The 14,108-nt window shown below is 56.3% G+C and carries 11 protein-coding genes; 5 read left to right on the top strand and 6 right to left on the bottom strand.

What is annotated here, in order from left to right:
- Nucleotides 1–14 precede the first annotated feature (14 nt).
- Entirely contained in the window at nucleotides 15–341 is a 327-nt protein-coding gene (gene glpE / locus K7H94_RS01075; RefSeq protein ID WP_021313438.1) for a thiosulfate sulfurtransferase GlpE, read from the bottom strand.
- Nucleotides 342–568: 227 nt separating this feature from the next.
- Here glpE and glpD point away from each other — a divergent pair, with 227 nt between their 5' ends.
- The 3 genes from glpD to K7H94_RS01060 all read left to right on the top strand — a co-directional run bounded on the left by glpD (nucleotide 569) and on the right by K7H94_RS01060 (nucleotide 3,555).
- Nucleotides 569–2,077 (top strand): glycerol-3-phosphate dehydrogenase, encoded by a 1,509-nt coding sequence (gene glpD / locus K7H94_RS01070; protein ID WP_222951526.1) that lies wholly within the window; start codon nucleotides 569–571, stop codon nucleotides 2,075–2,077.
- A gap of 180 nt (nucleotides 2,078–2,257) precedes the next feature.
- Nucleotides 2,258–3,097, top strand: a complete 840-nt coding sequence (locus K7H94_RS01065) for a DUF3289 family protein (protein WP_058770957.1) — start codon at nucleotides 2,258–2,260, stop codon at nucleotides 3,095–3,097.
- On the top strand, nucleotides 3,097–3,555 hold the full coding sequence (locus tag K7H94_RS01060; RefSeq protein WP_222951525.1) for a DUF943 family protein: 459 nt from the start codon (nucleotides 3,097–3,099) through the stop codon (nucleotides 3,553–3,555). Before K7H94_RS01065 ends, K7H94_RS01060 begins: the two co-directional genes overlap by 1 nt.
- Before the next feature lie 110 nt (nucleotides 3,556–3,665).
- Here K7H94_RS01060 and iolE read toward each other — a convergent pair whose 3' ends face one another.
- From iolE to iolD, 3 genes are all read right to left on the bottom strand, one after another.
- Nucleotides 3,666–4,562 (bottom strand): myo-inosose-2 dehydratase, encoded by an 897-nt coding sequence (gene iolE, locus K7H94_RS01055; RefSeq protein WP_058770955.1) that lies wholly within the window; start codon nucleotides 4,560–4,562, stop codon nucleotides 3,666–3,668.
- A gap of 69 nt (nucleotides 4,563–4,631) precedes the next feature.
- A complete protein-coding gene (gene iolG / locus K7H94_RS01050) occupies nucleotides 4,632–5,645 on the bottom strand; it encodes a bifunctional inositol 2-dehydrogenase/D-chiro-inositol 1-dehydrogenase (RefSeq protein ID WP_021507394.1) in 1,014 nt (337 codons plus the stop codon).
- Between the two features lie 64 nt (nucleotides 5,646–5,709).
- Nucleotides 5,710–7,644 (bottom strand): 3D-(3,5/4)-trihydroxycyclohexane-1,2-dione acylhydrolase (decyclizing), encoded by a 1,935-nt coding sequence (gene iolD, locus K7H94_RS01045; RefSeq protein WP_222951524.1) that lies wholly within the window; start codon nucleotides 7,642–7,644, stop codon nucleotides 5,710–5,712.
- Nucleotides 7,645–8,189: 545 nt separating this feature from the next.
- Here iolD and K7H94_RS01040 point away from each other — a divergent pair.
- Together K7H94_RS01040 and K7H94_RS01035 are read left to right on the top strand one after the other, a co-directional pair.
- Nucleotides 8,190–10,103, top strand: coding sequence for a bifunctional 5-dehydro-2-deoxygluconokinase/5-dehydro-2-deoxyphosphogluconate aldolase (locus K7H94_RS01040; protein WP_058759326.1), 1,914 nt, complete (start codon nucleotides 8,190–8,192; stop codon nucleotides 10,101–10,103).
- Nucleotides 10,104–10,456: 353 nt separating this feature from the next.
- On the top strand, nucleotides 10,457–11,299 hold the full coding sequence (locus K7H94_RS01035; RefSeq protein WP_031279682.1) for a MurR/RpiR family transcriptional regulator: 843 nt from the start codon (nucleotides 10,457–10,459) through the stop codon (nucleotides 11,297–11,299).
- Nucleotides 11,300–11,484: 185 nt separating this feature from the next.
- On the opposite strand, the gene iolB is transcribed toward K7H94_RS01035, so the two are convergent.
- Together iolB and K7H94_RS01025 are read right to left on the bottom strand one after the other, a co-directional pair.
- Nucleotides 11,485–12,300 carry a 5-deoxy-glucuronate isomerase gene (gene iolB / locus K7H94_RS01030; protein WP_058759327.1) on the bottom strand — a complete coding sequence of 272 codons (816 nt, stop codon included), beginning with the start codon at nucleotides 12,298–12,300 and terminating at the stop codon, nucleotides 11,485–11,487.
- 23 nt (nucleotides 12,301–12,323) lie between these two features.
- Nucleotides 12,324–13,829, bottom strand: a complete 1,506-nt coding sequence (locus K7H94_RS01025) for a CoA-acylating methylmalonate-semialdehyde dehydrogenase (RefSeq protein WP_021507389.1) — start codon at nucleotides 13,827–13,829, stop codon at nucleotides 12,324–12,326.
- Nucleotides 13,830–14,108: the final 279 nt, after the last annotated feature.

Here is a 14,108-nt window from a genome sequence, read left to right as displayed (position 1 = left end):
CTTTAATCGGTCAATCAGAGGCTGCCGGTGGCGACCTGCGTCGGAAACGCCGCGCGCCAGGCATCAAAACCGCCGTCGATGCTGTAGACGTCGCTAAAGCCCTGGCTTAACAGGAACTGCGCCGCGCCTTTACTGCTGTTACCGTGATAGCACATCACCAGCACCGGCTGGTCGTGCCGGGCGCCGGCAATGAACGTCGCCAGGTTGTCATTGGTCAGATGTTGGGCACCAGTGGCGTGGCCCATGGCGAAACTTTGCGGATCGCGGATGTCTACCAGTTGCGCTCCCTGTGCCAGATGCTCGTTAGCCTGCAGGACGTTAATACACTCGAAGGTTTCCATGGGTCTCTCATTACCTCGTCATCAATTGGCGTTAGTTTACCCTGATAAGCCGCCGCTATAACCTGACAAATCCTGTGGATATGTGATTTTTTTCCTGCCGAAATGTTAGCTATATCACGCAAGAATGTTTTTATTGAGTTAAGCGCTGGCGTCAATGTTGGTTTCCGATTATTATTACGCTCGAAAACGAACATTTTAGAACTATTCCGAACATCGGAGGAGATGACGTGGAAACCAAAGACCTGATCGTGATCGGCGGCGGCATCAACGGTGCCGGCATTGCAGTGGATGCTGCAGGACGCGGCCTGTCAGTGCTGATGCTGGAGGCGCGGGATTTGGCCTGTGCAACCTCCTCTGCCAGTTCCAAGCTGATTCACGGTGGCCTGCGCTATCTGGAACATTACGAATTCCGTCTGGTGGGCGAAGCGCTGGCCGAACGTGAAGTGCTGCTGAAAATGGCGCCACACATCGCCTTCCCGATGCGTTTCCGTCTGCCACACCGCCCGCATCTGCGTCCGGCGTGGATGATCCGCATGGGCCTGTTTATGTACGATCGCCTCGGTAAGCGCACTACGCTGCCAGGCAGTAAAGGTCTGCGTTTTGGCGCGGAATCGGCCCTGAAGCCTGAAATTACGCGCGGTTTCGAATATTCCGACTGCTGGGTAGACGATGCGCGCATGGTGGTGCTTAACGCGCAGGAAGTGGTGAAACAGGGCGGCGAAGTACGCACCCGCACCCGCGTTACCCGCGCCTGGCGTGAAGCCGGCCTATGGATGGTGGAAGCGGAAGACGTCGATACCGGCAAAACCTACACCTGGCGCGCCAAAGGGCTGGTTAACGCCGCCGGCCCCTGGGTGAAGCAGTTCTTTGACGATGGCCTGAAGCTGAAATCGCCGTACGGTATTCGCCTGATCAAAGGTAGCCATATCGTGGTGCCGCGCGTGCACACCGAAAAGCAGGCTTACATTCTGCAGAACGAAGATAACCGTATCGTGTTTGTGATTCCGTGGATGGATGAGTTTTCAATCATCGGTACCACCGACGTCGAATACAAAGGCGATCCGAAAAATGTCAAAATCGATGACAATGAAATCAGCTACCTGCTGAAGGTGTATAACGCGCACTTTAAAAAGCAACTGACCAGTGACGACATCGTCTGGACCTACTCCGGCGTGCGTCCGCTGTGCGATGATGAATCCGATTCACCGCAGGCGATCACCCGTGATTACACGCTGGACGTGCACGACGACAATGGCCAGGCACCGCTGCTTTCCGTGTTCGGCGGCAAGCTGACCACCTATCGCAAGCTGGCGGAGCATGCGCTGGAGAAACTGGCGAAATACTACCCTGATGCCGGTCCGGCGTGGACCAAAAACGCCGTGCTGCCAGGCGGTGATTTCTCCGGTACGCGTGAAGATTACGCTGCCAGTCTGCGCCGTCACTATCCGTTCATCAGCGAAGGCATGGCGCGTCACTTTGCCCGCACCTACGGCAGCCGTACTGAAGTGCTGCTGGAAGGCGCGAAGAGCCGTGAAGATCTGGGTGAAAACTTTGGCCACGAATTCTATGAAGCCGAACTGCGTTACCTGGTGAAACACGAGTGGGTGCGCGAGCTGGACGACGCCATCTGGCGCCGTACCAAGCAGGGTATGTGGCTGAGCGAAGCCGAACAGGCGCGCATCCGCGACTGGCTGGCAGAAAACGGCCAGAAACCGGCGCTGTCGCTGGCTTCGTAATCGCCTTAAGCATTGTCCTCAACCCCGCCACCGCGCGGGGTTTTTGTTTTTTCTCTTTTTGTGTCGGCGAGAGGTTATTCACACAAGACACTGCACCAGATCAATTCTCACCGCTCCGCTTACTGACTAAATAATCCGCGACTGGATTAACGGACTCGTCAGTGACAGGGAGCATCACGCATGGCTTTAGCCACTTTTCCGCTCAATATCTTCACCACACAGCGCATGTTTAATGACTATGGCGCTGACGATATGCGCTACGGCGATATCTGTGAACGCCGGATGAAAAACGAATTCGGCCTCACCCACATTTCCAATGTGGTCGACCCGTGGAGTATGACGCGGCTGCATCCCTTCCATAATCCCCAGTCGCGCTTTGCTGGTGCTTATGCGAAACCTGGCGAAAAGCTTTCACCGCTGGAGTGCGCCAGGCTGCTGTTTGCTGAGATGCAAACCACGTCATTACCTTTCGCGCTTGTTGGCCCGCAACGTTTCCTGATAAATAAGATGCTGGAGCATTTTATGCGCTCCAGCGGCCTGCCGTTTCGGGATTTGTCGCTGGATATGGCATATCGGGACAAAATTATGAACGACAGAAGCATAAACAGTACACACAAAGCCATAATTGATACGCTCAATGTTAATATTGATTATGGTATCAAAGGCCTGCCATTGAAAAATATAGGTGATATTAATTCTGCCATTAATAACTCGATCCTGCCAAAGTTCGATTCATTAATTATGGATAAAATAAATGGTTTAGGCATTACTGTTCATGATGTTTATGCTACCAAAATTGACATATTGAGTCTTGACGTTAATGGTGCGCGCTGGAGGGCAAAAATGCGCTTCAGCGGACAGGATCATTTCGGTCTGGATACGCATGATATTCACAAGCATAAATTCAGACAATTTCAGTTTTTTAAGATATGGTTCACCTTACAACGTTATGATAAATTTGGCTTTCGTCCTTTTCTGACGAACATGGATGCTGTGATAGATATTGAAGGCGGCCGTTAATGAACAGGAAGACATGGGCAGGATTAATTCTGCTTATTGCATTAGCCAGTGGCATATATTGCTACCTGAATTTCAGGGAAGTTAACGTCATTGACGTTCACCAGGATTACTATTCTGCATCAATTATCGTCGATCACCTGCCTTATTCTGACGATGAAAAAATAAGGTGGTGGTTGAGTCACCAGCAGCAAATAACATTAAAATACAATATTAAAGCCTTTAATGAAAATGGCTCTATTACCTATTATTTTTATGCATTAGGTGAGGGATATCAGCCATTAGAAAAAAAGGACCGCATTTGCTTTAAGCAAATGCAACCCCCTGCTAATTGTCTGGATAAAAATTTACTGATGAAAATTCAGCGGACGCAGGATGGTGGCGTGATGTTCTCACTGGATTCAGGAAGTTACACAGTGAATAAAGACAATGAAATGAGTCGATTGCAGAAGGGCAATTGATACATAGCGCGATAAATCGCGCCGCTACAGTGTGTGCGGTCGATAATGACGAAAGTCACTGCCGAATTTACCGTAGCGGCGCAATTCATTGCGCTAATTAACACGCAAACTTACAGCCCGGCATTGTCACGAATATATTTACGGGCTTTCACTGCATATTCGAATGGGTTAGCGATGGCCGGATCCTGTTCCGCTTCGACGACCATCCAGCCTTTGTAGCCGTAATCATCAAGGATTTTGAATACCGGTTTGAAATCGATCACGCCATCGCCTGGTACGGTGAAGGTGCCTTTCTTCACTCCGTCGAGGAACGACAGCGAGTTTGCGCGCACCTCTGCGACCACGCTGTCACGTACATCTTTCAGATGCACGTGGAAAATACGCGGCAGATGTTGGGTCAGCACATCCAGCATCACCTGCTGTGATCCTTCGGAGTAGTAAATGTGGCCGGTGTCGTACAGCAGACCGACGTTATCGTTGGTCATTGCCATAAAACGGTCGATCTCGGCTGGCGTCTGAATGCCGGTGCCCATGTGATGATGCAGCGTCACGCGCATCCCTTTCTGCGCTGCGATCGCCGCCAGTTCGTTGTAACCTTCTGCCGTCAGGCGCCACTCTTCGTCCGTGAAAACCGGCTTCTGCTCCAGCACCGGCAGCGACGTGCCCTGAATGCTTTTGCTCTGTTCCGAGCAGCCAATCACGCGCGCGCCCATGGCGTGCAGGAAATTCATGTGATTGATGAACTGATCGATGGTTTTCGCTTTGTCACCGTTGGCAAAAAAGGTACTAAACCAGGCGTTACAAATCTGCATACCGCGGATATCCAGCATCGGCTTCAGCACCGCCGGATCGCGCGGATACTTGCTGCCCACTTCGCTACCGGTGAAACCCGCCAGCGCCATCTCGCTGACCGTTTGCTGGAAAGTATTTTCGCTGCCGAGTTCCGGCATGTCGTCGTTGGTCCAGCCAATCGGCGCAATCGCCAGTTTGACGTTCTCTTGGTTCATTTTAAGCTCCCTGATACAGAGAGGCAGCGGTAATCCGCTGCCGTGGATAGGTTTAGCGCACGCGCCTGATTATTTCTGGTAAAACGCCGGACGTGGCGGCATGGCAACGGGCTCAATCGCGCCGCTTGTTTGCGCCTTCAGGCAGGCATCGGCAGCCACCGAGGCGGCAAAGCCATCCCAGGCGGAAGGCCCGCTCAGCTGGCCTGCTTTCACATCATTGATAAACGCCTGCAGCTCAACGTCGTAGGCGTCGATAAAGCGATCTTTCCAGTCGGTCAGCAGCGCGTTGCCAAGGCGGGCATCTTTGCGCATCTGAATGGCCGATGGCTCCGGCAGTCTGGCGATGCCCTCTTCGCCCACCACTTCACACTGAATGTCATAGCCGTACGCGCAGTTCACAAAGATCTCCACATCGATGCGGATGCCCTTCTGCGTTTCAAACAGCACGATCTGCGGATCTTTCAGCTTCGCGTGTGACTTTGAGGTCGTGCGCGGGAACACCACCTGCACGCTCTTGTAATCGTCCTCGGTCAACCAGCGCAGGACATCCAGCTCGTGAATCAGGGTGTTGGTGATGGCCATGTCGGTGGTGTAATTCTCGCCGACGCTCTGATTACGGTGGGCGCAGTGCAGCATCAGCGGCTCGCCGATGTCACCGTCGGTGATCACCTTTTTCAGCGCGCGATAGCCGGCATCATACGGGCGCATAAAGCCTACCTGCACCAGACGTTTGCCGTGCGCGATCTCGGCGTCGACAATGCGACGGCAGCCCTCCGCGCTCAGCGCCAGCGGCTTCTCGCAGAACACCGGTTTCCCGGCGGCAATCGCGGCCAGCGTGAACTCTTCATGCGTCGGGTCCCACGAGGTCACCAGCACGGCATCCACTTCCGGCGAGTTAATCACCTGATGACCATCCTGATACACTTCGGCCTGGATATTCAGCCGCTGCAGCGCCGCGCGTGCACCTTCCACATTGATGTCTGAAACCGCCACCACTTTTGCGCCCTGCAGCACGTTGTTGCAGCGACGAATATGTTCCTGACCAATTGCGCCGGTACCGATTACACCGAGTTTGAGCGTCATAATTACACCTGTAGAGTCGGATAAGTAGGGTAAAACGGGCCGGGCAGCGCCGGCCTGAAAAGGGTTAGTACTTACGCGCCTGTTGAATATGCTGATTGAGCTTGTCGGCCACCTGCTGCGTCCGCTCTGAGGTGGAAGCCTGCGCCACGCCGACGTGCCACCAGCTGAAGTATTTGTGCACCATGGTTTTCGGCAGCACTTTGATGTCAATCAGGGTCGAAACCGTCTGCTGCTGCGCATCTTCCAGCGCCGCTTTCAGCTGCTCCAGCGTGGTGACACGGTAGGTTTTACAGCCGTAGCCGGCGGCTATCGCCGCGAAATCAACCGGCACTAAGCCGCCATCCAGCTTGCCGCCCTGCGGATTACGGAAGCGGAACTCGGTGTTGAAACTGTCCATGCCGTGTTCCATCTGCAGGTTGTTGATGCAGCCATTGGTCATGTTATCCAGCAGGATGACGTTGATTTTCGCCCCTTCCTGAATCGAGGTGACCAGTTCGGAGTGCAGCATCATGAATGAGCCGTCACCCACCATGGCGTAGACTTCGCGCTGCGGCTGTGCCAGCTTCACGCCCAGCGCGGCATTCACTTCGTAACCCATGCACGAGTAGCCGTACTCAACGTGATACGCGTTGTAATCTTTGGTGCGCCATACGCGCTGCAGGTCACCCGGCAGACTGCCGGCGGCGGCGACAATCACCGCATCCTTTGGCAGCTGTTCGTTTAAGGTGCCCAGCACGCTGCTCTGCGTCAGCACCGACTTTGTCAAACGCTCAAACTCGGCGAACAGCGCGGTGCGATCGATGTGGTCAGCGATTTCCGGAATAAAGTCATCGGTGTTGAAAGTGGCGGCGTACACGCGCTGCGTCTCTTTCAGCAGCTTGCTCTGCGCCTGTTCAATCTGGCCACCCCAGTGATTCTCAAAGCCGTTCAGTCCGGCTTCCAGCGCGGTTAATCCTTCGCGTGCATCCGCCAGCAGCTGCACGCCATCCAGCTTGTAGCTGTCGAAGTTGTTGACGTTAATGTTGAGGTAGCTGATTTCCGGATGCTGGAAAATCCATTTTGAAGCCGTGGTGAAATCGGTATAGCGCGTACCAATACCGATCACCAGATCGGCCTCTTTAGCCAGCAGGTTCGCCGCCAGACAGCCGGTTTCACCCACGCCGCCCACGTTCAGCGGATGGTCGGAAACGATGGTGCCTTTGCCGGCCTGCGTTTCGGCAAACGGAATATTGAAACGCTCGGCAAAGCTCAGCAGCGCCTGACCGGCATCGGAGTATTTCACGCCGCCACCCACTACAATCAGCGGCTTGTGCTTACGCGCAATCAATGCCAGCGCCGCGTCCAGCTGGGCCGCCGTCGGCAGACGCCGGTCAAGCAAATGCACGCGTTTCTGGAAGAAGTATTCCGGGAAATCCCAGGCTTCGCCCTGCACATCCTGCGGCAGCGCCAGCGTTACCGCCCCGGTTTCCGCCGGATCGGTCAGCACGCGCAGCGCATTAATACAGGCGGTCATCAGCTGCTCCGGACGGCTCACGCGGTCCCAGTATTTACTCACTGCGCGGAAGGCATCGTTGGTGCTGATGCTGAGATCGTGACTCTGCTCGATTTGCTGCAGCACCGGGTCCGGCTGGCGCGTGGCGAACACATCGCCCGGCAGCAGCAGCAGTGGAATCCGGTTGGCTGTTGCCGTGGCTGCCGCGGTAATCATGTTGGCGGCACCCGGTCCGACGGAAGAGGTACAGGCAATGATTTGACGGCGCAGCGACTGCCGGGCAAAACCGATGGCAGCGTGCGCCATACCCTGCTCGTTACGGCCCTGATACACCTGTAAATCGCCGCTGTCCTGCTCCAGTGCCTGGCCGAGGCCGAGCACATTGCCGTGGCCGAAAATAGCAAAGATGCCGTGCACGAATTTGGTTTCAACGCCGTCAACGTTCAGGTACTGGTTATCCAGAAATTTCACCAGCGCCTGTGCGGTAGTCAGTCTGATAGTGCCCATATGCTTCTTCCTTTACATGTGGTACCCGCTCAGGGGGTACGACGCGGTTCGGGTCGGCGGTGAAAACGCGCCCGACGCTAAGTGAAACGTGTGGCGATTATAAACAAATGTTTTTTCCATTAAACCTGATTACAGAAGAAACATTTCATTTTGCGATGAAGATCAAATTCGGCGCTGAAACGCGAGCGATGACGGGACGGGATGACAGCAAAGTGAAACAGCCTGCTATGCCTCAGTCATCATAACGAAATTTCATTTCACGTCAGCAGCTTCCTCTCATCCGTCATCATTTCCTGCGAGCTGGCTCACAAGGCAGAGCACCCGCGAAACGGGCAAGCCGTAAAGGGCGGGAAAGGTAGCGGCACCAGAGTTTTACCTGGCTCACAAAATCGCGATGGATGTTTCATTTCATATTGTATTTGGAATTTTCATTCCTCATACTGCCCACATAGCCAGTCAGGCACCCTGAGACCCCGGAAGCATTGCGCTTGATAGTGGGCGGCAGCGCCCGCCGTGTCTGCTTATCACAGAAGGAAACCATCAGTATGAGTACACAACAGAAGCGGCTTGATGTGATTTGTATTGGACGCATCGCCGTCGATCTTTACGGCCAGCAAATTGGCTCGCGCCTGGAAGATATGACCAGCTTTAACAAATACCTCGGCGGCTCTTCCGGCAACGTAGCCTATGGCACCGCGATCCAGGGGCTGAAGTCGGCGATGCTGGCGCGCGTCGGTGACGAACACAATGGCCGCTTCCTGCGTGAAGAGCTGCAGCGCGTGGGCTGTAATACTGACGGGCTGATCACCGATAAGCAGCGCCTGACCGGGCTGGTGATTCTCGGCATCAAAGACGAAGAGACCTTTCCGCTGATTTTCTATCGCGACAACTGTGCGGATATGGGGCTGGTTCCCGAGGACATTCGCGAAGAGTTCATTACCTCGTCCCGCGCCGTGGCGATAACCGGCACCCACCTGTCGCATCCGGACACGCGGGCGGCGGTGCTGAAAGCGCTGGATATCGCCCGGCGCAACGGTCTGCGTACCGCGCTGGATATCGATTATCGCCCGGTGCTATGGGGTCTGACCTCACTGGGTGACGGTGAAACGCGTTTCATTGAGTCCGGCCAGGTGACGCAGCAGCTACAGGAAGTGGTGCACTATTTCGATCTGATCGTCGGAACGGAAGAAGAGTTCCATATCGCCGGTGGCAGTACCGATACGCTGACCGCGCTGAAAAATGTGCGTAAGGCCAGCAGTGCCACGTTGGTCTGCAAACGCGGGCCGCTGGGTTGTGTGGTGTTTGAGGGCGAGATTCCTGATAGCTGGGAACAGACGCGCCTGCACAGCGGCGTGCGCGTTGAGGTGCTCAACGTACTGGGCGCCGGCGATGCGTTTATGTCGGGCCTGCTGCGCGGCTGGCTCAACGATGAGAGCTGGGAGCAGGCGTGCCGCTACGCTAACGCCTGTGGCGCACTGGTGGTATCCCGTCACGGCTGTGCACCGGCGATGCCAACGAAAGAAGAGCTGGACGATTTCCTCAGCCGCGATAACGCGGTGAAACGCCCGGATCTGGACGCGCGCCTCAATCATCTGCATCGCGTTACCACGCGTAAGCAGCAGTGGCCGGAGCTGAATGTGTTCGCCTTTGACCACCGTAAACAGCTGGCCGATATGGCGCGCGAAGCGGGTGTCAGCGAGGAGCGCATTCCGCAACTGAAACTGCTGCTGCTGCAGGCGGCACAGGAGGCGGCTAACGAAGCCGGTCTCAATGAGAAGAGTGGCATCCTGGCGGATACCACATACGGCCAGAAAGCGCTCAACGCCATCACCGGCAAGCACTGGTGGATTGGGCGGCCCATTGAGCTGCCGAGCTCACGACCACTGCGTCTTGAGCACGGCAATATTGGCTCTCAGCTGGTGGACTGGCCGGCCGAACACGTCGTCAAGTGCCTGGTGTTTTATCATCCCCATGACAGTGCTGAACTGCGTAAAGAGCAGGACGAGCTGGTTCTTGACGTGTGGCGCAGCTGTAACAAAAGCGGGCACGAGCTGCTGCTGGAAGTGATTCTGCCGGAGAGCAACCCGGACCGTAACGAGTCCTACTATTACGACATGCTGAGCCACTTCTATAGCCTGGGCGTGCAGCCGGACTGGTGGAAGCTACCACCGCTGACGGCGGAGAGCTGGCAGGCGATCGGCGAGCTGATTGAGCAGCAGGATCCGCACTGTCGCGGCATTCTGTTACTCGGCCTTGATGCGCCGGAAGAGAAGCTGAAAGCCGGCTTCGCCGCCGCCGCGCAGGCGACGTGGGTGAAAGGTTTTGCCGTGGGTCGCACCATTTTTGGCCAGCCGTCACGCCAGTGGCTGAACGGTGAGCTGGATGATAAAGCGCTGATTGAGACCGTGAAAGGCAATTATCTGCGCCTGATTGGCTACTGGCGCGCCGCGCGCGGCTGACGGATTTGAAGAGGATGTACTGAGAAGCGGCCTGACGGGCCGCTTTTTAGTGAGTTGCGCGCGGATGCCCTCACCCCAGCCCTCTCCCACCGGGAGAGGGAGCCGTTCAGGCAGGTCGTTAAGCATTGTGCCAGGCCTGGCAGACCGATCAGACCGCTCCGGACTGTCCCCTCTCCCGCCTGCGGGAGAGGGTTAGGGTGAGGGAAAGCCCTCAACCCCCTGAGTTTTGTGAGGCAATTCATAAACCGATGAAATAGCCTTCACGATAGCGTCAAACAAATGAAATTTTCCATCCATCTGGTACTATAGCGCTCATTATCCAGCCATATTTCCTTTTCTGACGGGCCGAAGTAATGACCAATAACCCAACGCAATTAACCTTGTTACAGGACGATATCCGTCGTCGCTACGAGACGCTGAGTAAACGCCTGAAGCAGGTGGCTCGTTATATCCTTGATAACAGCAACAGCATCGCGTTTGATACCGTCGCCTCTATCGCCCAGCAGGCGGATGTTCCGCCCTCCACGCTGATCCGCTTCGCCAACGCGTTCGGCTTTAGCGGCTTCAACGAAATGAAACAGGTCTTTCGTCAGCACCTGATGGAAGAGACCGTGAACTATACCGAACGGGCGCGCCTGTTCCGCCAGACGGCCACCGACGACAGCGCCAGCTCACCGGAGAGCCCGGTGGAGATCCTCAACGTCTTTACCATGGTCAACAGCCAGGCGCTGCAGCAGCTGGCGATGCAGGTGAATCCCGACCAGCTGAACAAAGCGGTGAAAATGCTCAACGAGGCGGAGAACATCTACATCATCGGTCTGCGCCGCTCGTTCAGCGTGGCCTCGTATCTGGTGTATGCGCTGCGCCATCTGGAGCGTCGCGCTTTTCTGATTGATGGCCTGGGCGGCATGTTCACTGAACAGCTCAGCATGGTGAATCCGAAAGACGTGGTCATCGCCATCAGCTACTCGCCGTATGCGCGTGAAGCGGTGGAACTGGTGGAGCTGGGCGCTAAACGTGGCGCGCATCAAATCGCCATCACCGACAGCCAGGTGAGCCCACTGGCGGCGTTCAGCGATGTCTGTTTTGTGGTGCGCGAAGCGCAGGTGGATGGCTTCCGCTCGCAGGTGGCCTCGCTGTGCCTGGCGCAAACCCTGGCGGTGTCGCTGGCACTGAATAACAGCAGCAGCGAATAAACCTCAGGTACCGAATAGAAAAAAGGCAGCCATCTGGCTGCCTTTTTTTATCTGTGCGCATCAGTGAATGCGTGTGTCGTTTAACCTGGTGCGCATCAATGCGCACCCTACGGCTGTGCACGTTTATATGCTTGCGTGCGCCGTTTAACCTGGTGCGCATTTCCGGCGACCGCGCGGACACCTGATTAACGGCGCGGATACTGCTCGCTGTTCACCCAGGCGTGATCCTTCTCCCAGGTAAATTTCCACAGCCGTACCGGCCCGGCCATCACGTTCAGATAATAGTTATCGTAACCGGCCAGCGTCGCCACCGGATGATACCCGCGCGGCACCGTCACCACATCGCGGTTATACGGGGCCATACACTCGTCGAGCGAACGGTCGTCGGTGTACACGCGCTGCATGGCGAAACCGGGCTCAGGATCGAAACGGTGATAATAGGTCTCTTCCAGATAGGTTTCGTCCGGGCTGTCCTTCTCATCGTGCTTGTGGCTGGGGTACGAACTGGTCGCGCCCTCGTCGGTATACACTTCCACCACCAGCAGGCTGTCGGCCGGTTGATTATCCGGAAGGATGTTATGCACCAGGCGCTGGTTGCGCCCTTTGCCACGGTGCTCCACGCCAACATCCTGCGGTGCAATCAGCCGCGCCGGCAGATTGCCACTGCCCGGCGCACTGCACACCGCCAGTTCCAGATCGCTGTCGGCAGTGACTTCAACCTCATCATGATGCGGCACGTAAACCGAGTAAGGCGGCGTGCGCTCAAACGGCGACAGGCGCTTACCGATGCCAGGGAATTCTGCATCGCGGGTTTTCACCGACGCCAGACCGGCCACCAGCACCAGGCACAGCTCTCTCTCGCCGCTGCTTAACCGCAGCGTCTGGCCCTTTTTCAGCAGATAAGCGTCAAAGCCCACGTATTCCCAGCCGGCGCTCTCGGGCGTCACGTGCTGGATACGCCCGTGGCTGTCCGGCTGCTGCACTTTTGAAATCAGTGACATCCTGTTTCTCCTGTTGCGCGACATTAACCCAGCGTTGGCATGCTGAATTCAGAAACGGTCTGCTGACCGCTCGGCCAGCGCACGGTTGCCGTTTTCATGCGGGTGTAGAAACGCACCCCGTCCGGACCGTGCACGTTGAGCGCACCAAACACTGAACGCTTCCAGCCGCCAAAGCTGTGGAACGCCATCGGCACCGGTACCGGCACATTGACACCCACCATGCCCGCTTCCACGTTGTGCACAAATTCACGGGCGGTGTGGCCGTTGCTGGTGAAGATGGCGCTGCCGTTACCAAATTCGTGGCTATTTACCAGCTGGAGCGCGCTGTCGAAGTCGCTGGCGCGCATGATGCTCAGCACCGGTCCGAAAATCTCTTCGCGCCAAATCACCATCTCCGGCGTGACGTTATCGAACAACGTACCGCCAACGTAGTAGCCCTCTTCATGGCCCGCGACTTTCACGCCGCGTCCGTCAACCACCAGCGTCGCGCCTTCCTGCTCACCTTTGTCGATGTAGCCCAGCACTTTCTTCTGGTGCGCAGCGGATACCACCGGCCCCATTTCATTCTCTTCGGCACCCTGCTGCATGCCTGGCCCCACGCGCAGCGCTTTGATCAGCGGCGTCAGGCGCGAAATCAGTTTATCGGCTGTATCGTCGCCAACCGCCACCACCACCGGCAGCGCCATGCAGCGTTCCCCGGCAGAACCGAAAGCACCGCCCATGATGGCGTTCACGGTGGCATCCAGATCGGCATCCGGCATCACAATGGCGTGGTTTTTCGCGGCGCCGAAGGCCTGCACGCGTTTGCCATGCGCGCTGGCGGTTTTGTAGATGTGCTCGGCCACGCCGGACGAGCCGACGAAGCTGACCGCCGCGATGCGCGGATCTTTATACAGCTGCTCGGCGTCTTCGTTTGAGGAGTGCACCACGTTGAACACGCCATCCGGCAGCCCCGCTTCTTTCAGCAGTTCAGCCATGCGTACCGAGGCAGAAGGATCGAGCGCCGGCGGCTTCAGCACAAAGGTATTACCGCACGCCAGCGCGATGGGGAACATCCACAGCGGCACCATCGCCGGGAAGTTGAACGGCGTAATGCCCGCAACCACACCCACCGGCTGCATCAGCGAATAGCTGTCAACGCCGGAACCGACGTTCGGTGAGTTTTCCCCTTTGATCAGGTGCGGAATGCCGCAGGCAAATTCGATCACTTCGATGCCGCGCGTCAGCTCACCCAGTGCATCGGACCAGACTTTACCGTGCTCAGAAACAATCAGTGCCGCCAGTTCATCGCGATGTTTTTCCATCAGCGCTTTGAAGTTGAACATGACGCGGGCACGACGCAGCGGCGCCGTTTTTGACCATTCCGGAAACGCCGCATGGGCGACCTCGATGGCCTGCGCCACTTCTGCCGCCGTGCTTTGCGTCAGTTCGCGGATCACTTTGCCGGTCGCCGGATCGTAGACCGGAATGGTTTCGTTGCTGGCGCTGTGCGTGATTTTGCCGCCGATAAAGTTTCCTACGATAGTCATGTCGTTGCCTCTTTGATGTGTAAGGTCCCTGCAGGCCGCGGGTCAGTCTGGGTCGCGCCCGATCAGGCAATACGGAAAGCGTGCTATGAAGCTATTACAGTGAAATAAATTTTTCAAATAGTTCTTTTTGGAAAATTTACTTTTAGCGGCCTGGATCGCATTTTTCCGCCAGCGTTAGCGGACTGGCGCAAAGTGCGGGCCTGATGACAATGCCTATGCTGCCTGCGCCCGTAATCAGCAGCAGGGAGATTAGCAGGACGAGCAGTCAGCGAGAGGGTC

This window comes from Pantoea dispersa, from assembly GCF_019890955.1.
GTDB lineage: Bacteria > Pseudomonadota > Gammaproteobacteria > Enterobacterales > Enterobacteriaceae > Pantoea > Pantoea dispersa.
The sequence above is the reverse complement of the archived record's forward strand: the minus strand, read 5'-3'. Positions and strand labels throughout refer to the sequence as shown.